The 19,650-nt window shown below is 69.9% G+C and carries 17 protein-coding genes and 2 pseudogenes; 8 read left to right on the plus strand and 11 right to left on the minus strand.

Annotated elements, in window-relative coordinates; translation table 11 throughout:
* Positions 1-9: 9 nt before the first annotated feature.
* From ACQEVY_RS10690 to ACQEVY_RS10710, 5 genes are all read left to right on the plus strand, one after another.
* Positions 10-435, plus strand: a complete 426-nt coding sequence (locus tag ACQEVY_RS10690; protein WP_328767984.1) for a roadblock/LC7 domain-containing protein — start codon at positions 10-12, stop codon at positions 433-435.
* Between the two features lies 1 nt (position 436).
* Positions 437-793 carry a DUF742 domain-containing protein gene (locus tag ACQEVY_RS10695; RefSeq protein ID WP_432947197.1) on the plus strand — a complete coding sequence of 119 codons (357 nt, stop codon included), beginning with the start codon at positions 437-439 and terminating at the stop codon, positions 791-793.
* The gene (locus ACQEVY_RS10700; protein WP_432947199.1) at positions 780-1,412 is read left to right on the plus strand and encodes a GTP-binding protein; all 633 of its coding nucleotides are present in this window, start codon (positions 780-782) and stop codon (positions 1,410-1,412) included. Before ACQEVY_RS10695 ends, ACQEVY_RS10700 begins: the two co-directional genes overlap by 14 nt.
* 318 nt (positions 1,413-1,730) lie before the next feature.
* Positions 1,731-2,762, plus strand: a complete 1,032-nt coding sequence (locus tag ACQEVY_RS10705) for a lysylphosphatidylglycerol synthase transmembrane domain-containing protein (RefSeq protein ID WP_432947201.1) — start codon at positions 1,731-1,733, stop codon at positions 2,760-2,762.
* Between the two features lie 144 nt (positions 2,763-2,906).
* Entirely contained in the window at positions 2,907-5,171 is a 2,265-nt protein-coding gene (locus ACQEVY_RS10710; protein ID WP_432947203.1) for a WD40/YVTN/BNR-like repeat-containing protein, read from the plus strand.
* A 53-nt stretch (positions 5,172-5,224) separates the two neighbouring features.
* On the opposite strand, the gene ACQEVY_RS10715 is transcribed toward ACQEVY_RS10710, so the two are convergent.
* Positions 5,225-5,890 carry a TetR/AcrR family transcriptional regulator gene (locus ACQEVY_RS10715; RefSeq protein WP_432947205.1) on the minus strand — a complete coding sequence of 222 codons (666 nt, stop codon included), beginning with the start codon at positions 5,888-5,890 and terminating at the stop codon, positions 5,225-5,227.
* 277 nt (positions 5,891-6,167) lie between these two features.
* On the opposite strand from ACQEVY_RS10715, the gene ACQEVY_RS10720 reads away from it, so the two are divergent.
* Positions 6,168-7,676 carry an MFS transporter gene (locus tag ACQEVY_RS10720; protein ID WP_432947207.1) on the plus strand — a complete coding sequence of 503 codons (1,509 nt, stop codon included), beginning with the start codon at positions 6,168-6,170 and terminating at the stop codon, positions 7,674-7,676.
* Between the two features lie 139 nt (positions 7,677-7,815).
* Here the strand turns inward: ACQEVY_RS10720 and ACQEVY_RS10725 are convergent, their stop codons facing one another.
* The 5 genes from ACQEVY_RS10725 to ACQEVY_RS10745 form a co-directional block, all read right to left on the minus strand.
* Positions 7,816-8,913 carry a fatty acid desaturase family protein gene (locus ACQEVY_RS10725; RefSeq protein ID WP_432947209.1) on the minus strand — a complete coding sequence of 366 codons (1,098 nt, stop codon included), beginning with the start codon at positions 8,911-8,913 and terminating at the stop codon, positions 7,816-7,818.
* A gap of 135 nt (positions 8,914-9,048) precedes the next feature.
* Positions 9,049-9,252, minus strand: a complete 204-nt coding sequence (locus ACQEVY_RS10730; RefSeq protein ID WP_344388916.1) for a cold-shock protein — start codon at positions 9,250-9,252, stop codon at positions 9,049-9,051.
* A 408-nt stretch (positions 9,253-9,660) separates the two neighbouring features.
* Positions 9,661-9,852 (minus strand): hypothetical protein, encoded by a 192-nt coding sequence (locus tag ACQEVY_RS10735; protein WP_432947212.1) that lies wholly within the window; start codon positions 9,850-9,852, stop codon positions 9,661-9,663.
* Positions 9,853-10,157: 305 nt separating this feature from the next.
* A complete protein-coding gene (locus ACQEVY_RS10740) occupies positions 10,158-11,168 on the minus strand; it encodes a winged helix-turn-helix domain-containing protein (protein WP_432947214.1) in 1,011 nt (336 codons plus the stop codon).
* 241 nt (positions 11,169-11,409) lie between these two features.
* Positions 11,410-11,580, minus strand: coding sequence for a hypothetical protein (locus tag ACQEVY_RS10745; protein ID WP_432947216.1), 171 nt, complete (start codon positions 11,578-11,580; stop codon positions 11,410-11,412).
* 169 nt (positions 11,581-11,749) lie between these two features.
* On the opposite strand from ACQEVY_RS10745, the gene ACQEVY_RS10750 reads away from it, so the two are divergent.
* Positions 11,750-12,700, plus strand: a complete 951-nt coding sequence (locus tag ACQEVY_RS10750; protein ID WP_432947218.1) for a LysR family transcriptional regulator — start codon at positions 11,750-11,752, stop codon at positions 12,698-12,700.
* A gap of 51 nt (positions 12,701-12,751) precedes the next feature.
* Here the strand turns inward: ACQEVY_RS10750 and ACQEVY_RS10755 are convergent.
* Positions 12,752-12,969: pseudogene (locus tag ACQEVY_RS10755) on the minus strand (peptide-methionine (R)-S-oxide reductase); the annotation flags it as partial.
* A 151-nt stretch (positions 12,970-13,120) separates the two neighbouring features.
* Here ACQEVY_RS10755 and ACQEVY_RS10760 point away from each other — a divergent pair.
* Positions 13,121-14,557 (plus strand): ATP-binding protein, encoded by a 1,437-nt coding sequence (locus tag ACQEVY_RS10760; RefSeq protein WP_432947220.1) that lies wholly within the window; start codon positions 13,121-13,123, stop codon positions 14,555-14,557.
* A gap of 21 nt (positions 14,558-14,578) precedes the next feature.
* Here the strand turns inward: ACQEVY_RS10760 and ACQEVY_RS10765 are convergent, their stop codons facing one another.
* From ACQEVY_RS10765 to murC, 4 genes and pseudogenes are all read right to left on the minus strand, one after another.
* The gene (locus ACQEVY_RS10765; RefSeq protein ID WP_432947222.1) at positions 14,579-15,442 is read right to left on the minus strand and encodes an alpha/beta fold hydrolase; all 864 of its coding nucleotides are present in this window, start codon (positions 15,440-15,442) and stop codon (positions 14,579-14,581) included.
* Positions 15,443-15,722: 280 nt separating this feature from the next.
* Positions 15,723-17,109, minus strand: a pseudogene (locus ACQEVY_RS10770) (FAD-dependent oxidoreductase).
* Positions 17,110-17,481: 372 nt separating this feature from the next.
* The gene (gene msrB, locus ACQEVY_RS10775) at positions 17,482-17,889 is read right to left on the minus strand and encodes a peptide-methionine (R)-S-oxide reductase MsrB (RefSeq protein ID WP_432947225.1); all 408 of its coding nucleotides are present in this window, start codon (positions 17,887-17,889) and stop codon (positions 17,482-17,484) included.
* A 13-nt stretch (positions 17,890-17,902) separates the two neighbouring features.
* Positions 17,903-19,291: a UDP-N-acetylmuramate--L-alanine ligase gene (murC, locus tag ACQEVY_RS10780; protein WP_432947227.1), complete on the minus strand. Its 1,389-nt coding sequence runs from the start codon at positions 19,289-19,291 to the stop codon at positions 17,903-17,905.
* Between the last annotated feature and the right edge of the window lie 359 nt (positions 19,292-19,650).

Raw genomic sequence — 19,650 nt, forward strand, 5'->3', positions numbered from 1 at the left:
GACACAGAAATGACACGCCCCATCCCCGCCACGCACAGCCAGCTCGACCAGCTGCTCACCGGACTGGTGGACCGGGTCGCAGAGGTGAACCACGCCGTCGTACTCTCCGACGACGGACTGGTCGTCAGCCGGTCCACGGCGTTCCTGCGCGACGACGCCGAGCGGCTGGCGGCGACCGCCTCCGGCCTGGTGAGCCTCAGCAAGGGCGTCAGCATGGACTTCCGCGGCGGCCCCGTACGCCAGGCGCTCATCGAGATGCGCAACGGCTACCTGATCATCACCGCCGCCGGAACCGGCGCCCATCTCGCCGTGCTCACCCACCAGGGCGCTGACGTCGGCGTGGTGGCCTACCAGATGAACCTGCTCGTCAAGAAGATCGGCGAGCACCTGAGCGCGGCGCCGCGCGGCCCGGTCGCCGCCGACCGCGGCGAGTGAGGTGAGCGGAGGCGAGGCGGCCGGCCGTCTCGTACGGCCGTTCGCGCTGACCGGCGGCCGGACCAGCCCCGACCGCAGTGACTTCTCCCTCATCACGACGGTGTCCGCGGTGGACCCGCCGCCCGCCTGGGCCGCCCGGACGCAGCCGGAGCATGCCCGGATCCTGCGGCTGTGCGCCGAGCCGATCGCCGTCGCCGAGTTGGCGGCCCATCTCGACCTGCCGGTGAGCGTGGTCTCCATCATGCTCTGCGATCTGCTGGCGGCGGGCCGGATCACCGTCCATCCGCCCTGTCCCGCCTCCGGGACCCTGGACCGGGACCTGCTGCAGAAAGTGAGGGACGGCCTTGGCCGGCTCTGACGCACCCGTCAACGGGACTCCAGCACCTAGGACTTCAAGGGCCGCGGTCCAGGGGACCTCGGCACCGGACACGGTCAAGATCCTGATCGCCGGCGGCTTCGGGGTCGGGAAGACCACCATGGTCGGCTCGGTCAGCGAGATCGTCCCTCTGCGCACGGAGGAGCGATTGACCTCGGCGAGCCTGGGCGTCGACGACCTTCAGGGCCTCGCCGGGAAGACGGCCACCACCGTGGCGCTGGACTTCGGCCGGATCACCATGGGCCGGGACCTGGTGCTGTATCTCTTCGGTACGCCCGGACAGCAGCGGTTCTGGTTCATGTGGAACGACCTCGCCATCGGCGCACTGGGGGCCGTGGTCCTCCTCGACGTCCGCAGACCCGAGTCCAGCTTCGCCGCGATCGACTTCTTCGAGCGGCGGGGCATCCCCTTCGTCGTCGGCGTCAACGGCTTCTACGGGAAGCATCCGTACACGCCCGAGGAGATCCGGGACTCCCTTGCGCTGCCGGAGGGCACCCAGGTGCTGCTCTGCGACGCCCGCGAGCGCGAGTCCTCCCGGGATGTACTGATCGCTCTGCTGGACCAGTTGATAGCGGCTTCGGCGAAGGCTTCGGCGTCGTAAGGACTTTCGTAAGAAAACTGTCGTAAGGAAACTCGAGCATCGGCGTCGTGAGTAAACAAGAGCCCCTGCGCCGTAAGAAGAGTCGTAAGAAGACAAGACCAGACGGGGCGTAAAGAGACAAAGGACACAGAGAGCCATTCTTGCCACGGAAACAGGGCATCATCACCGGCACCGTCGCCCGCCCGCTGGCGCCCCTTCGGCTCCAGGACACCGTGCCGTCACACCGGGAGGGAACGGTTCCCGCTGTCCCCGTTTTGCCTTGCCTTGAATCCGCCACGGCCGCCCCCACGGTCGTGACGCGAAAGGACGACGTGCCCTGTGTCCTTGCTCCCGCTCGACAAACTCCCCGGGCCGCTCCCCGGGCCACTCCCCGTCACCACCCCCGGCCCCGACCTCACCCCCACCCGCTCCCCCTCCTACAGCCGCCACTCCCTACGGGCGCTGAGCCTGCTCCCCCTGCTGCTGGTCGCGGTCTGGGCGGCGTTCGACTGGCGAACCGTGTCCGACGGCGCCGTCCAGCTGGCCTCCGCCGACCCCTTGTGGCTGTTGTCCGCGTTCTTCTTCATGTGCATGGGCTGGGTGGCGGCCGCCTGCGTCCGGCAGGGCGCCGTGCCCGAACGGCTCCCACCGGGGCTGCTGCTCGCCTCCCAGGTCGCCGCCGGCACCGCGAACCATGTACTCCCGGCGAGCATCGGCGCCCACGCCGTCACCCTCCGCTTCCTCCAGCGGCAGGGCATCTCCCTCACCAGGGGCACCGCCTCGCTCGCGCTGTACTCGCTGGTCAAACCGCTGGCGAAGACGGTGGTCCTCCTCGTCTTCCTCGTGGCTTTCCCGGGCATGCTGGGGCTCGCTGAACTCGTCCCGGACGAGCGGACGTTGCACTTGATCGCCGGGGGCGCGGGCCTCACAGTGGCCGTGGCCGCGCTGCTCCTGAAGTTCGTACACCCGCTGCGTCGGCCGATCTTGAATTTCGTACGCACCGCCCTGACCGACGCACGGATCCTGCACACCCGGCCCTGCCGCGTCCTCGCGCTCTGGGGCGGAGCCGCCGCCACCCCGCTGCTCCAGGCCAGTGTGATCGCCTCGGTCGGCTTCGCGCTGGGGCTGCCGCTGAGCTGGGCACAGGTGACGTTCGCGCTCCTCGTCGCCAGTACGGCGGCCGGGGCCGTACCCGCACCGGGCGGCATCGGCCCCATCGACGCGGCCCTGATCTTCACCATGGTCCTCTTCGGCGCCCCCATGAGCCTGGCCACAGCAACGATCATCGGCTACCGGGTCCTGACGATCTGGGTGCCGCTGCTGCCGGGGATGCTGGTGCTCTCGTGGCTGGTGCAGCGCAAGGTTCTGTAAGCCTGCTGTAAGCCGACGCGCGGTACGCCCCGGGCTCGGGAGACCCCGGGGCGTCACAGGGGCTCACTCGCGCACTTCTGCTCAACTCCCTTCTCTCGTAACGTCGTTGCTGTTTGTTGTGGGCATGACGTTGGGAAGGGTCTTATGGGCAGAGCTCTGCTTTCGCTGGTTCTCGCCGCGGCCACCAGTGCCGCGTTACTCGTCGCACCGGCCGCCGCGGCACCGCCGACGGCCACGGCACCGGTGTCAGGCGCGTCGGGAGCCGCGGCGCCTCCCCCGCCGGGCGATGTCTACCGGCCCGTGCGTGGGCCGTCCGCCCCGGCGGAGTACCGCTATATGCAGAAGACCGTGCCGGGAGAGTCGATTCCGCGCCACGCGCACGAGCTGGCCGCCGCGCAGGCGCGCGAACTGCCCACCGTGGGCGGGCGCTGGAAGGGCGTCGGGCCCACCAACATCGGCGGCCGGATCGTGTCCCTCGCGCTCGACCCGAAGCGCGCGGACACCCTGTACGCGGCGGCCGCGAGCGGTGGGTTGTGGCGCAGCACCGACGCCGGGGCGACGTTCCACTCGGTGTGGCCCGACAGTTGGACGCAGGCCATGGGCGCGGTCGCCACCGCCCCGGACGGCACGCTGTACGTGGGCACCGGTGAGCCGAATCCGGGCGGCGGCAGCATCACGTACGAAGGGACGGGGCTGTACCGGAGCAAGGACGGGGGCCGGACCTGGAAGCCGATCGGCCTGCGTGACTCCGGTGCGATCAGCGCCATCACCATCGACCCGGCCGATCCCCGCCGCATCTATGTGGCCGCCGCGGGGTCTCTCTACAACGGCGGCGGCGACCGGGGCGTGTACCGCTCGGAGGACGGCGGCGCCACCTGGGAGCGGATCCTCGCTGGCGCCAACGAGTTCACCGGCGCCACCGAGATCGTGCTGGACGGCGACCGCATGTACGCCGTGCTGTGGGACAAACGCCGCCGCCCCGATCTGCGGACGTACGGCGGTGTCGGCTCCGGCGTCTTCCGCTCCACGGACGGCGGCGAGAGCTGGGATCGGCTCGGCGGCGGACTGCCCGCCCAGGGCCCCGACGTGGGACGTATCGGCCTGGGCGTCGCGGGCGACCGGCTCTACGCCATCGTCAACAAGGCCAACGGCTCCTTTGAGGGCTTCTACGCCTCCACCGACGGCGGCGACACCTGGACCCGCACCCCGGCCAACGAGGACCTCACCAACTCCCAGTCCTCCTTCGGCTGGTGGTTCGGCAAGGTGTGGATCGACCCCAAGGACACCGAGCACGTCCATGTGGCCGGGGTCGCCCTGCTGACCACGAAGGACGGCGGCGACACCTGGACGGCCGACGACACGAGCATGCACGTCGACCATCACGCCATGGTGTGGGACCCGCGCCGCCCCAGCCGCGTCTACCTCGGCAACGACGGCGGCGTCTACCGCTCCGACGCGAACGGCGACGGCGGCTGGGTCAAGTCCCGCCACCAGCCGTACACCCAGCTCTACAGCGCGGCGATCACCCCGCAGGACGTCACCAGGATCTCGGGCGGGACGCAGGACAACGGCTCGCTGCGCTCCTGGGGCGGAGATGGTTTCAACGAATACCTCGGCGGCGACGGCGAGGAGAACCTGATCAACCCCACCGACGTGAACAACGTCTTCGCCTGCTACCAGTACGGCAACTGCTTCTCCTCCACCGACGGCGGCGACACCCTCACGTACTTCGCGGACAAAACGACGTTCCAGCGCCGCAACTGGTTCACGCCGATGGAATTCGACCCGCGCGACCCGCAGACCCTCTACTACGGCTCCGAGGTGCTCAACCGCTCCACCGACGGCGGCCAGACCTGGCAGCCCATCAGCCCCGATCTGTCGGGCGGCCCGGGCACCGACCCGATCTACCCCAACTACGGCACCATCACCTCGATCGCCCCGGCATCCGACGGACGCACCGTGTACGCCGGCACGGACGACGGCCGCGTCTGGGTCACCAGGAACCTCGGGGCGACCTGGACGAAACTGGCCGAGGGACGCCCCTGGGTGACCCGCGTGGTCGTCGACCCGAAGAACCCCCACCGCGTCTGGACCACGCACTCCGGCTACCGCTCCGGCTCCCCACTCCCCCACGTGTACGGCAGCACCGACGGCGGCAAGCGGTGGCGGAACCTGTCGGGCAACCTCCCGGCGGCGCCCGTCAACGACCTGGTCGTGGCACGGGGCGGCAGCCTCTACGCGGCAACCGACCAGGGCGTGTTCACCAGCATCGCGGGCGGCAACCGCTGGCTGCGCCTCGGCCGCGGCATGCCTCAGGTACCGGTCGACGACATCGAGTACGACGCGGAACACCGCCGCCTGCTGGCCGCGACGTTCGGCAGGGGCTTCTACGAACTGACCACGCCCTGAGCCACACAGGCGCCGGGTGTCTCGTCACCGCCGACGAGACACCCGGGGGCAGCTCAGCGGCCGGTCCCCGAACCGGTCGCGAGCAGTCCGTTGACCACCAGATTCGCCAACGCCCCTGCCGTGGCCGTGAGTTGCTGCGGTGATTCGGGGTCGGGCCTGCCCATGCGCCGGGCCAGAGGCGTCTCCACCATTCCCGAGACGGGTGGGATGACGGCGAAGAACAGCACGTCGATCGGTACGGGTGTCATACGTCCGGCAGCCACGAGCTTGTCGATGACGGAGACCAACGTCTGCAGGATCGGGCCGAGGTAGTTCTCGTACAGGTAGTCCAGCCGCTCGGTGTCGAGGGTGAACTCGTTGACGAAGAGCCGTCCGACCCGTGGATCGTTCGCCGCCGTCAGGTAGAAGCCGGTGACCATCTGCCGCAGCTGCTCGGCCTCGTCGAGCGAGGGGTCCGGCTGCGGCAGCTTCGCCATCTGCGCCCCCAGGGCGGCGTCCACCACCGCGCGCCAGAACGCGGCCTTGGATCCGTACCGGTCGTTGATGAAGTTGTGGCTGACGCCCAGGCGGCGGGCCAGTTCGCGCGCGGAGGCATGGTCGTAGCCCAGCTCGGCGAAGGCTTCCAGCCCTCGCTGCAGGATGCTCTGCTCCTCGGGCACCGCGGGGGTGTGCGCGCCGGGGCGGCCCGGCCGTCGAGCGGATTCGGCTGTTGCTCCCACCGGTTCCTCCATTGCTGCGTGTACGTGCCTGTGCGCCGCGTACTGCTTGTACGGGCCTGTGCGCCGCGTACTGCGCCGGCCATCTTAGGGGGCCTCGGCCAGTTTACTTGACACGCGTCAGATTCAGGCTAATCTGACATCCGTCAGACGATGTGGAGACCCAGCCGACTCAGCGGCTCCCGCGTCGGCCGGACCAGATGACGAGCTCCATCGACGCAGCCGTCCCGCCACCCGGCACCGCCCTATCCCCTTGCCTCGCTTCTTCTGGAGTTTCGTCATGCCCAAAACCTCCGAGGACACGGCCGGTACGGCCACCGTGTCCGCGCTCCCGACCGCCGACACACCACCCCGTCACCGCTGGTGGATCCTCGCCGTCATCGGCATAGCCCAGCTGATGGTGGTCCTGGACGCGACGATCGTGAACATCGCCCTGCCCTCGGCCCAGAAGGACCTGGGCTTCTCCGACGGGGACCGCCAGTGGGTGGTCACCGCATACGCGCTCGCCTTCGGCAGCCTGCTCCTGCTCGGCGGACGTATAGCCGACCTCTTCGGCCGCAAGATGACCTTCCTGGTCGGCCTGGTCGGCTTCGCCGGCGCCTCCGCCCTGGGCGGCGCGGCGGGCAGCTTCGAGGTGCTCATCGCCGCGCGTGCCGGACAGGGCGTGTTCGGCGCCCTGCTCGCTCCGGCGGCCCTGTCCCTGCTGACGACGACCTTCACCGACGCCAAGGAACGCGCCAGGGCCTTCGGTGTCTACGGTGCGATCGCCGGGGCCGGCGGCGCGATCGGGCTGTTGCTCGGCGGCCTGCTCACGGAGTACTTCGACTGGCGCTGGACGATGTACGTCAACCTCGTCTTCGCCGCGGTCGCCTTCGTCGGCGGCGCCCTTCTGCTGCAGCGCACCACCCGCGACAAGACCGCCACCATCGACATCCCCGGCGCGATCCTCGTCGGCAGCGGACTGTTCTGCATCGTCTACGGCTTCGCCAACGCCGAAAGCCACGACTGGAGCTCCGTGCAGACCTGGGGCTACCTGCTCGCCGGCGCCGTACTGCTCGCCGCGTTCACCTGGTGGCAGACCCGCTCCAGCCACCCCCTGCTGCCCCTGCGCGTCCTGCTCGACCGCAACCGCGGCGCCTCCTTCATCGCCATCCTGATCACCGGCGCCGGCATGTTCGGGGTCTTCCTCTTCCTCACCTACTACCTGCAGCAGAGCCTGGGCTACACGCCCGTCAAGACCGGCCTGGCCTTCCTGCCGATGACCGCCGCGCTCATGCTCGCTGCCACCCTCGCCTCCACGGTGCTCATCCCCCGTATCGGCCCCAAGACGATCGTGCCACTCGGCATGGGCACCGCGGCCGCCGGCATGATCTGGCTGACCGGCCTCGACATGAGCAGCTCGTACGCCACCGGCATCCTGCCCCCGCTGATCGTGGCGGGACTCGGTCTCGGCATGGTGATGGCACCCGCCATGAGCCTGGCCGTCGAGGGCGTGGCCGCCGAGGACTCCGGCGTCGCCTCCGCGGCCGTCAACACCATGCAGCAGGTCGGCGGCTCGCTGGGCACGGCTCTGCTCAACACCCTCTTCTCCGGCGCCGTAACCGACTACCTGGACGGCAAGAACCCCAAGGACCCCGCCGTCCTCGCCCAGGCCGGACTCGAGGGCTACTCCACCGCGTACTGGTGGTCGGCCGTCTTCTTCCTCGCCGGCCTGGTCATCAGCGTGATCCTCTACCGGCGCGGCGTACCGTCCACCGACCCGGACGCGGCGCCCGTGGTGCACATGTGAGACTCGGCCGGCCGGCGAACCCACCCGACGAAGGTGACGCGGCCGGCCGGCTCGAAGGCATCAGGGACACAGTCGCCCGCCTCACCAGCCCTCTAACCGACGTCGACGTCGTACGGGCCGTCTGGGGGCCGGCAGGTGATCAGTACTCCAGCTCGGGGCGCAGGCGCAGCGGGCCGGCGACCGTGTGAAGGTGCCGTAGCACCTGGGCGTAGGAGTCGAAGAGCCCGGTCTCGTGGTAGGCGATGCCGTGCCGGGCGCAGAACGAGCGCACGAGTTCTTGGGCATGGCGCAGGCTGGGCCGCGGCATGGAGGGGAACAGGTGGTGTTCGATCTGGTAGTTCAGCCCGCCGAGCATGAAGTCGGTGAGCCGTCGGCCGCGGATGTTGCGTGAGGTCAGTACCTGTCGACGAAGGAAATCGATCTTGTCGTCCTTGGCGAACAGCGGCATGCCCTTGTGGTTGGGGGCGAACGAGCACCCCATGTACAGCCCGAACAGCCCTTGGTGCACGGCGACGAAGCACACGGCCTGCAGGGGAGGCAGTACCCAGAAGACGGCGCCGAGGTAGCCGCCGAGATGCGCCGTCAGCAGGCCGGCCTCGGCCAGCTTCGTCCTTCGCGTCGTACGGGCACCTGTGCGCTCGAGCAGCGCCCGCACGCCGGCGACGTGCAGGGCGAGTCCCTCCAGGAGCAGCATCGGGAAGAACAGCCAGGCCTGGTGGCGGGCCAGCCAGGCGTACGCCCCGCTGCGTACACGGGCCTGGTCCTCGGTGAAGGCGATCGCGCCGTCCTCGATGTCCGGGTCGCGGTCGACGTGGTTGGGGTGGGAGTGGTGCCGGTTGTGCTTGGAGATCCACCAGCCGTAGCTGAGGCCGATCAGCAGGTCGGCGTGCACGCGGCCGAGCAGGTTGTTGACGCGCTTGGAGCCGGAGATCTGGTGATGTCCGGCGTCGTGCCCGATGAACCCGGTCTGGGTGAACATCACCGCGAGGAAGGCAGCGGTCAGCATCTGCCACCACGACTCTCCGATCAGGGCGAACGCGGTCCATCCGGCGGCCAGCAGAAGCAGGTTCGCCCCGATCTTGACGGAGTAGTAGCCGGGTCGCCTCTTCAGCAGCCCGCGCTGCTTCACCTCGCGGGACAGCACGGCGTAGTCGCTGCCCCGGCTGCCGGGCGCCGACTCGGTCGTCGCGGGGTAGTCCGCCGGATCAGTGCTCCGGGCGCTGATGTCAGTGGCCACAGGTTTCCTTTCGGGGTGCACGGGCGCTGCCTGCCCGGCATGGGGAGGGGGTGCCGGATCCGGCACCGTACGGAGGCAGCACGAAGCAGGCCCGCGGCGCGGGCCTGCCTCGGAACGTGGTTCGACTGCGTGACCTCAGAGCGCGCGGACCTGGTCGGCCTGCATGCCCTTGGGGCCCTGGCTGGCGGTGAACTCCACCCGCTGGTTCTCCTCCAGGGAGCGGAAGCCGCCCGTGTCGATCGCCGAGTGGTGGACGAAGATGTCGGCGCCGCCCTCATCGGGGGCGATGAAGCCGAATCCCTTGTCCGGGTTGAACCACTTCACGGTTCCTTGAGCCATGTGATGTCTCCTTCGAGATGGCGAGTAGTGCGGGAACGCGCGCTCGCACGCTCCCGGGCTGCTGGTCGCCAGCCGTCGAAGAAAACCCCCGAAAACGACAAAGCGCCCGCTGTCAGAACTCCGCGGGCGCTTACACGTTCGCAAACTTCAACTACAACCACTGCCTACAACGCCCCGAGGGCCGGGAACGTTCCCGACCCTCCGGCCACGGGCCTCGAACCTGCCGCCGCGCGCCAACCACCTGCGCGCATGTCTCGCCCATCCGTCCGATGACGCCCGCTTCACAATGACCATCCGTGAGAGTTCTGCGAGAGCCTGGGGAGTGATCACGTTTCCGCAGGTCGCAGGTAAACCCGTGGCCCCGCCGGACAGCGTTCGGCGGGGCCACGGGTTTGCGGTTCGGTGGTGTCAGAATTCCCGGTTGTCCGGAGTGTCGGTGATGCGAACGCTGCCGGGCTCGTCGGCCAGGGTTTCGCCGGTGATACGGACACTGCCGGGCTCGTCGGCCGAGGAGGCGGCGGCAGGTCCCGCTGAGGCGAAGAAGCCCGCGGCCAGCGCGGCGGAGGCCAGGGCGACAGAGAGTTTCCTATGGGCGGCCATCTATTTCTCCTTGCACGGTGAAGAGTGTGGTCTGCGCGTTCCGCGGAAGTGGGCCAGGCACGTGTGCGGCCGTCCGTGCCCGACGTCGGCTGGACCATGGCACTTCGCCCGGTCCATCCCGGACATCGCCGCTCCGGCTGAACGGCCGAGGTTTTCTCCCCGGTTCGCCTACCGTGACGGCGCTCCCCCGTCTGCGCAGAACGCGTGGTTGCGTCTCAGCGTGCAGGAACCCTGGCCGGCTGACACCACCTTTCGGACTCACCCGAAAACCGCTGGTGAGAAGCCATCCGACAAGACCGCGTCCCTCAGATCGCCGGAGGGTGAGGCGGGAGTTCGCCGCGGAGGAGCGCGGTGCCCAACGGGGTGAGGGTGTGTATGACCTGGGCGCCGGCGCGTTGGCTGTGCGCGAGGTTGACTTCCCTCAGGGCAGCGATGTGTTCGCTCGCCGAGGAGGCGGAGATATTCAGGCGTTGGGCGAGTTCTCCTGTGGACGCGGTGGCGTCCAGGGCGGCCAGCACGCGTGCGCGGGTCCGGCCGAGCAGGGTGACCAGAGCCTCGGGGCGGCGGTCGCGGGTGACCGCCGGTGCCCAGGCCGGAGGGTGGGCGACGGGGTAGGCCAGGACTTGGGGCAAGGAGGGCTCGGCCAGGGCGATGGGGGTCTTCCAGCAGAAGTGGGAGGGGATCAGCCGCACTCCGCGTCCGCCGAGGTGGAGGTCCCGGTCCTGCGGATAGCGCACGTGCAGCACGGGCGGCCGCCAGTCCATCAGAGGGCGGAAGGAGTCCAGCAGCCCGTGGACGCCGCGATCGAGCAGGACGCGTGTCCGCAGGGCCCGGTCGGCCTCGGTCGTACCGGCCATCCCGGTCCAGTCAGGCGCGATGATCGTGCGATGCACCAGCCGGAACGCCGTCGCGACCTCCTCCATCACATGCCGTTCCCCCCGGGCAAGACTGTGTGCCCAACGCGGCAGCGGGTGGGTGTCGGCAAGCCGGTTCATCTCCTGGCGCAGCTGCACCCGTGGAGTGGCATGCAGTGCCTCCAGCGCGGCTTCCAGACCGTCGGCCGAGGCGCCGGGCGTCAGGAAGTCGGGCCAGTAGCCCGCCGAAGCGGGTGCCAGGGCGGAGAGCATCCGGACCGGGCCCGTCAGGTGATCCTCGGCCAACCTGCGGGCGTTGCGCCGCCAGGGGGCGAAGACCGGCAGTCCGCGACGTGGCGCGGTCAGCTGGTGCAGGCCCAGCAGGGTCTCCCAGACCGGATCCGGCTCCAGAGCCAGATGGACGCGGGCCAGGTCCCCATCCGTGAAATGAATGCGCAGCACCTTGTCTTCCCCGTGTGTCGGTCGCTGTCGGGACACGCTTTCCGGCCGGTGCGGTCTGAGTGACGCGGGCTGCCCGTCCCCGTAAGGAGTGGCCCGTAAGGAATGGCCCGTAAGGAACGGATGGCGCGGACGGGAGTGTTCGCCGCCTGTGTGGTGGGCATGGCGATGGACCGCCAGTACGGACTCACGACAGCGGAGGCCATGGGCCGTGCGGTCCGCAGCGGTCGACCGCGCGCGGCCGTCACTCCGCCGGTACGTCGTCTCCGGTCCGGCCGCCGTCCAGGGGCCCTTGCTGGTGGAGAGCCGGGTGTGCGCGAGTGCTGGGCGGCGTTCCTGCCGGCTTCGCCGCCGGGCCGCCCTTGGCGCCGCCGGGCAGCACACGGTTCACACCGGAAAGCAGAGGTGTCCTCATTCTGTGTCCCCCTCGATCCACAGCCGCGACCACCCTGCCCGTCCCGGTGGTCAGCCCGGTCGGCGGAGCCGCCCCCACATTTCATACGGGGACACCGCGTTTGTCAGCGAGGCGGTGATGAGAAAATTCGCATGATCGATGCAGTGGGCGCTATGGCCGCAGGTAGAGGATGTCTACTGTGCCTGATTCGGTGGGACCAGCGGAGCCGAGCATCCATCAACTGCGGTTGTTCCTGGTGCTGTGCGAGGAGCTGCACTTCGGCAGGGCGGCGGCGCGGCTGCACATGACCCAGTCGGCGTTGAGCCGTCAGATACAGGACCTGGAGAGGCGGTTGGGCGTCGTCCTGTTCTCGCGGGACAGTCGCACGGTGTTCCTCACGGACGCGGGCCGTGCCCTGACGGTGGAGGCGCGTGCCACGGTGGAGGCGATGGGCCGGCTGCGCGTCCACGCCGACCAGTGGGCCCGTACCCTCGCCGGGCATGTGGTGGTCGGGACGATCGGCGCGGAGGCGGCGATGCCCTACACCCACGCGATCCTTGAGCACCTCCGCGCCCGCCACCCCCGCATCACCGTCGAGATCCGCAGCCTCAACTTCACCGAACACCTGGCGCAGTTGCTCTCCGGCGACATCGATATCGCTTTCCTCCGGCCGCCGGTGCCGCCGACCATCGAGCTGCTGGAACTGGCCACCGAACCCCGCGTCGCCTGCCTGGCGGCCACCGACCCCCTGGCGGACCGGGCCGAGATCTCCCTCGCCGACCTCGCCGACCACGCCTTCCTGGACGTTCCGCCGGAGGTGCCCCGGGTGTGGTGGGATTTCTGGGCGGTGGACCCGCGCCCGGACGGTACGCGCGTGCGCTACGGCCCTGTCGTCGCCGACATGGAGGGACTGCTGCTCGCGGTGGCCCGAGGAGAAGGGATGTGCTTCCTGCCTGCGGCAGCCCGGGACTTCTTCCCTCGCCCGGGTGTGCGCTACGTGGACGTGGTGGATCTGTCCCCGTCGGTGTCGGCGCTCGGCTGGCTGACCCAGCACCGCCACCGCCCCGGCGTACAAGCCATGCGGGAGGCCGCGGCCGCCGCCATGGCCGCCCCCGGCTGGGGACACATCCCGTCCCGCTGAGCATGGCCGCCCCGTTCCCCGGCCACGACGGCTTCTCAGCCTGGAACGGGGTCAGTCCTCGTCAGGCGTCAGCTTCAGCGAGATCGAGTTGATGCAGTACCGCTGGTCCGTGGGCGTCGGATAGCCCTCGCCCTCGAAGACGTGGCCCAGGTGCGAGCCGCACCGGGCGCAGCGCACGTCGTGCGGACCATGCCGTGCGAGCGGTCCTCGATCAGTTCGACGTTGTCCGCGGGCTGAGGGTCGTAAGAAGAGGGCCAGCCGTCGTGACTCGCGGATTCACGCTACTCACGGCGCTCAACTCGTTCCCTCGAACCGGCGCCCGCCCTGAACGTCAACCATCTGCGCACACCTCTCGCCGATCCGGGTGAAATGTAATCAGGATCGCCGCAAATGTAACTCCGACGTCGTTACATTTGCGGTGTGACGACCGACCTGCATGCACTGATCACACGCCTACGCGCCGCAGGGGGCGATTGCGACGACATCGAGGTGAAGTCCGCCGCCGGTGGGCTGCCCCAGTCGCTCGCCTCGACGCTCAGCGCGCTGGCCAACCTCCCTGGGGGCGGCACGGTCATCCTGGGCCTCGACGAACGGACGGGGTTCCGCCCCTCCCCCTTGACCGACCCGCATGCCCTGAAGCAGGGGCTCGCGCTCAAAGCCCGCTCCTTCACACCTCCGGTGCGTCTCACCATCAGCGATGCAGAGGCCGACGGCCATCCCGTGGTCGTTGCGCAGGTGCACGAATGCGATCCATCGGCCAAGCCATGCCGAATCACCGCATCCGGCGCCTCGTACCTCCGCGGGTACGACGGTGACTTCCAGCTCTCCCCTCTCGAGGAACAGGCCTTCCTGGCCGCACGCAGCGCACCCCGCTTCGACCGAAGCCCAGTCGCAGACGCAACCATCGACGACCTTGACAAGGAGCTCACCACCGAGTTCCTCAGCTCGGTACGGGAACACGACCCCCATGGCCTCGGCCGCTTCACCGATGACAGCGAACTACTCCGCCGCGCAGGAGCCGTCTCCCCAGGCAGCACCCCCACCGTGGCAGGGCTGCTCACCCTCGGAGTACACCCCCAGCAGTTCTTCCCACGCTTCGTCATCCAAGCCTCTGCCGAACCCGAAGACGGCTACCCCACCTCCAGCCGGGCACGCAACCAAACCACCATCACCGGACCGATCCCCCGCATGCTCGACGCCGCCCTGGACTGGGCCCGACGCTCCTTCGACACGACCATCGTCGCGGCCCCGGACGGCACCGTCCGCGATCAACCCGGCTACCCCTACATCGCCTTCCGCGAACTGATCGCCAACGCACTCGTCCACCGCGACCTCGACCACTGGTCCACAGGTATGGCCGTCGAAGTACGCCTGCGCCGCGACCGGCTGGTGATCTCCAACCCCGGCGGCCTGTACGGAATCACCGTCGACCGCCTCGGCCACGACGCCGTCACCTCCGCCCGCAACGCCCGCCTCGTCGCCCTCTGCCAGCACGCCCGCACTCCTGAATCCGGCGCCCGCGTCATCGAAGCCCTCGCCACGGGAATCCCCACCGTCACCGAGGCGCTGGCCCACGCCGGACTGCCCCCGGCCCGCTACATGGACGCAGGAATCCGCTTCACCGTCCTCCTGCACCGCACCGTGGAAACTCCCACAGCTCCTCAGCTCCACACCAACGCGTTGCGGGTTTACGACGCCCTTGCCGCAGCACCCCGCAGCGTCGCAGAGCTCCAACTACAGCTCGACCTCACAGCACCCAACATCAGGAAGATCCTCCGCGACTTGCGCGAGCGGGGTCTCGTCGAGCAGCTCGGGGGGAAGGGGCGCTCCACGACGTACCGGCAACGCGCCTCGTAGGTCGCGGAGGCGGCACCGGGCTCACCATCGGCGTGCCACCCCTCGCTCTCGCCGTCCCTCCTCACCTGTCTGAGGGGAACCCGGCGTGAGGTAGGCCAACAGCTGTCCCGGTGCGTCTTCCTGGAGGAGGTGGCCCGCACCCTCGATCCAGTGCAGCTCTGCGTGCGGGATGCGCTCGTGCAGCCATTCGGCGTACTCCGGGGGGAGGATGCGGTCCTCGCGGCCCCAGATGAGGCGTACCGGAAGGGACATCCCGCCAAGCAAGTGCTCGTACGCGGCGGTGTCCGCCTGTCTGATCTGGCTGTACTGGCGGTAGAACGCGGCCTGCCCTGCGGCTGCCCGCCACGGTGCGAGGAACGTGTCGAGGACTTCCGGCCGGAAGCCGACGTGCGTGGCGTGCCGCAGGTGGCTGGCGACCAGCGCTTCGTGCGCGTAGTCCGGAAGCTGCTGGAAGACCTCCGCGTGCTCCAGGATGAGCTGGAAGAGTCCTCGCTCCCACTCACCGCCGCTCACCGCATCGAAGAGGGTGAGGTCCCGGTAGCTCCTCTCCTCCAGCAGCAGCGTCCGCAGTGCCACGGCCCCGCCGATGTCGTGGGCGACGACGCTGGGGCAGGACAACTCCCAGTGGTCGAGGAGCCGGGCGAAGTTCCTCGCGTGAGCCGCCAGGCTGAGGTCCTGGCCCTCGCGCTGATCCGACTGGCCGAAGCCGAGATGGTCGAAGACGAAGACCGTGCGGGTACGGGCGAGCGCTGGAGCGATGTCCCGCCAGAGAAAGGAGGAATACGGGGTGCCGTGCACCAGCACGACCGGGTCTCCGCTGCCAAGGCGCCTCCACCGCACCGTCCCGTCGGGCGTCTCGAACTCCTCGCCCAGTGTCCATTTCACCCTTGGCCTCCTCTTCTGCGGTCTGCCCAGCACCCTTCACCAGGAGCATCCCGACGCTGCCCTGCCAAGAGGTCCAATGCCTCCCGAACTCATCAACACCACCCTTCCGCCAACAGCCAGTTGCGCTCAGTCCTCGTCAGCCGCAGCTCGACACAGCCGGCGTCATCGCAGTGGCGTCGGCTCCGCCCGACCGCTTCACCCCACCGTTCTCGGGCACCGGGTTTCCGGGACGGAGGGGCTGATGCGCGGACCGCGCGAAAGATGCCGTCGGCTGCCGGCCTCACCCAGGCCCTCGGTCCTCCGGTGTCGCCGGCGGCTCGGTGGACGTCGGCAGCGGCGGGCTGAAGAGGACGGCCCGGGCCACGGGTGGGGCGAACAGGGCGGTGACGGGCGCGGAGAGGGTGATTACGGAGCGGAAGGCGTTGCCTACGACGGGGTCGCCGGGGTAGCGCTCCTGGACCCGGCGCAGGTAAGTCGGCGGCGCGGTCCGCGGGCGTGGTGGTGACCGCGTTGCCGATCGCGCCCGGCATCTTGCGGTCCGCGCCGGCGGAGATGTCCCAGGCCTGCCGGGACGCCGCGAGGATGGCCCGCTGCACGCGGCGCGTCGTGGGCGTCCGGCGCGGGTCGGTCAGTGCGTCGCGCAGGGCGACCGCGCTCATCGCGGCGACGGCCATGCCCTGGCCGTAGATCGGGTTGAAGGTGCACAGAGCGTCGCCGGTGGCGAGGAAACCGGCGGGGTGGCGGCCGGGCAAGTCGTAGCGGCGGCGGATGTTCGCGGTGCGCCGGTAGCCGAACGGCGGGGAGAGCGGTTCGGCCTCGTCCAGCCACTGGTGCAGGAGCGGGTGCGGCAGCCTCTTGGCGTACGTCTCGAACTCGTCGTCATCCGTGGGCGGTTCGTCGCCGCGCAGCCCCGAGACGATGACCAGATGGCTGCCGTCCTCCAGCGGCAGCGCGCCTCCGGCGTGGACCTGCTCGGGGTCGGGGTAGACGTAGTAGCCGCGGGTGTCGCCGTCGAGGACGCCGCTCTTGCCGCGGTAGACGCGGGAGGCGTACGCGAGCCCCGTGTCGATGGTCTCCTCGTGCGGGGCCCCGGACCCGATCGCCGTCAGCCACTGCGGGGCCTTCGTGCCACTGCCGGAGGCATCGACGACCAGGTCGGCCTCGAGGGCCCGCTGCTCCCCGCGGGCGTCGCGGTCCCGCAGCAGCACACCCCGCACGCGCGCGGCGTCACCGAGGAGCCCGACGACATCCGTCCCCTCCACCGCGCTGATCACCGGATTGGCGAGAACCCACCGCCGCACCAACTCCTCGAGCTGCGCGCGGGAACCGGTGTAGATGTGCGTCGACGCGGGCAGCCGCCGGAGCCAGCGCCCATCCTGCCGCTGCACCATGTCCGAGGGCATGCCCACGCGCGGCGCCCCCCGCCGCCCGCAGCTCCGCCAGGAAGCCCGGCAGCAGCGACTCCAGGGCCATCTGCCCGCCCTCCAGCAGGACATGCGGATGCCGGCCCTGCGGTACGCCGGGCCGCGGCTTGGTGCCGTCCGGGAACCGATCGCGCTCGACGACGGTCACCCGCTCGGCGTGCCCGGCAAGGACATGCGCCGCGAGCAGTCCCGCGAGGCTCCCCCCACGACGACTGCATGCCGCCCGTCCCGGCCGCCTCCCACACCCCGACGGCCCGTTTCTCCGGCAGAGTTCACCGATCCGTTCCCCTGATCGCCACGTCGTGAGAAGGCACCACTATCCCGCTCCGTCAAGGGGGGTTGACCGTGTTCCGGCCGTTCTGCGCGTCCCGACTACGCCCGCCCCGGATCGCTCCCCCGGCCCCGCCGTCAGGACCGCAGCGCGCAACCAGTGCACACCAGCACGGGAACTGCCGGGAAAGCCCAGGTCAGCGGAGGCAAACCGATGCCCCGCGGCTCCACTCCGACGCTGGGGTGAAAACCTCCCGCGATTGATCATCAGGCTGCGGGAGGTTTCACCTCAGCGTCGACTCTTTGTGCGGGACATCCTCCAGTCCATCGACAGCCGGTCGCGCGTCAGGCCTCGTCAGCCGTCAGCCGCAGCGAGATCGAGTTGATGCAGTACCGCTGGTCCGTGGGCGTCGGATAGCCCTCGCCCGCGAAGACATGGCCCAGGTGCGAGCCGCACCTGGCGCAGCGCACCTCTGTGCGGAGCATGCCGTGCGAGCGGTCCTCGATCAGTTCGACGTTGTCCGCCGACTTGGGGTCGTAGAACGAAGGCCAGCCGCAGTGGGACTCGAACTTCGTGTCTGAGGTGAAGAGTTCGGCGCCGCAGGCGCGGCAGGAGTAGACGCCCTTCGTCTTGGTGTCGGTGTACTCGCCGGTGAAGGCGGGCTCCGTGCCGGCCTGGCGCAGGACCGCGTACTCGGCCGGGGTCAGCTCGGCCCGCCACTGCTCGTCCGGCTTTTCGATGTCGTACGACATGAAGCTCAGCCCCTCACTTCGACTGGAGGCGGTCCAGAATCCGCGGGCCCAGGTCGGTCACGTCACCCGCGCCCATGGTGAGAACGAGATCACCCGGCCCTGCCATTCCCGCGACCACGGCCGGGGCGTCCGCCTTGTCGTGCACCGGCGTCACCTCCGCGCCCGCCGCCCGTGCCGCGTCGACGATCAGCTCGCTCGTCACGCCAGGGATCGGGTCCTCACGCGCCGGATAGATGTCGAGGACGATCGACGCGTCGGCCAGGGCCAGGGCCTGGCCCATCTCCCGGCCCAGTTCCTGGGTGCGGGAGAAGAGGTGCGGCTGGAAGACGACGAGGATGCGGCCGGCGGCGCCCGCCCGCATCGCCTCCAGGTCGGCGGTCATCTCCGTCGGGTGGTGCGCGTACGAGTCGATGACCTGCACGCCCGCCGCCTCGCCCTTGAGCTGGAGGCGGCGCTTGACTCCGGTGTACGCACCCAGCGCCACCGCCAGCTCGGCCGCGGGGACGCCGAGCGCCACGCCCGCCGCCAGCGCGGCCACCGCGTTGCCCGCATAGTGCCGGCCGGGCACCGAGACCGTGAACGTCAGCTCCTCGCCGTCCAGCAGGACCGTGACCTCGCTCTTCAGGCCGTGCGGCACGATCGAGACGATGCGTACGTCCGCGTCCTCGGCCTCGCCGTACGTCACAACCCTGGGCCCACCGGACACCCGCGACGTCAGCTCCCGCGCGCCCTCGTGGTCCGCCGAGATCACCAGGGTGCCGCCGGGCACGATGCGGCCCGCGAACGTCTCGAAGGACTCGTAAATCTCGTCCATGGAGGCGTAGTTGGCGTGGTGGTCCAGCTCCACGTTCAGCACGATGGCCACCTCGGGCGCGTACTTGTGGAAGCTGCGGTCGCTTTCGTCGGCCTCGGCGACGAAGATCTCGCCCTCGCCGTGCAGCGCGTTCGAGCCGGGGGCGTCGAGGTCCCCGCCGATCGCGTACGAGGGAGCCAGACCGAGCTCCGACAGCGACACCGCCAGCATGGACGTGGTCGTCGTCTTGCCATGCGTACCCGCCACCGCGAGCGGCCGCAGTCCCTCCATCAGCGAGGCGAGGGCGTCCGACCGGTGGACCACCGGGATCCCGAGCTCGGCGGCCCGGGCCAGCTCCGGGTTGTCGTCACGGATGGCGGACGAGACGACCACGCATGTGGCGTCATCTGCAAGGTGCTCGGCAGCGTGCCCGATGTGCACGGTCGCCCCCAGCGCCCGCAACGCTTCCGCGGTCGCGGACTCCTTGGCGTCACTCCCCGCCACCTTGGCCCCACGCTGAGCAAGAATCTTCGCGATCCCCGACATCCCGGCCCCACCGATCCCGATGAAGTGCGGTCGGTCCATGGCGGTAGGAAGGCCGGCTGCCATGCGAGTTTCTCCCAGGGTGCGGTACGACAACGGTTCGCGCCCCGTACGGACGCGGCCCCAGCCTATTCCGTACCCGCACTTACCCACCGGCGGGAGGGGACGTGGGGGCCGGTGCGCCAAATGCCCGTCGCGCAGGTCCTGTCTTGCCGCCAGCCACGACGTGCCCGCGCCCTCCCTCCGGCGGGAGGGGTCGTGGGCCGGTGCGTCGTATGCCCGTCGCTTAGGTTCGGTCTCGGAGAACCAGGACCCTGTACCAGCTAAGGGCCGTATGCCCGCCCTGCGACGGGCTGACGCACCGGCCCACGGCCCCGACCCACCACGCACCCAAGGGGCGCGGGGAACTGCGCGACCAGCCACGA

The sequence above is a fragment of the Streptomyces sp. CA-288835 genome (genome assembly GCF_050936385.1).
Classification (GTDB): domain Bacteria; phylum Actinomycetota; class Actinomycetes; order Streptomycetales; family Streptomycetaceae; genus Streptomyces.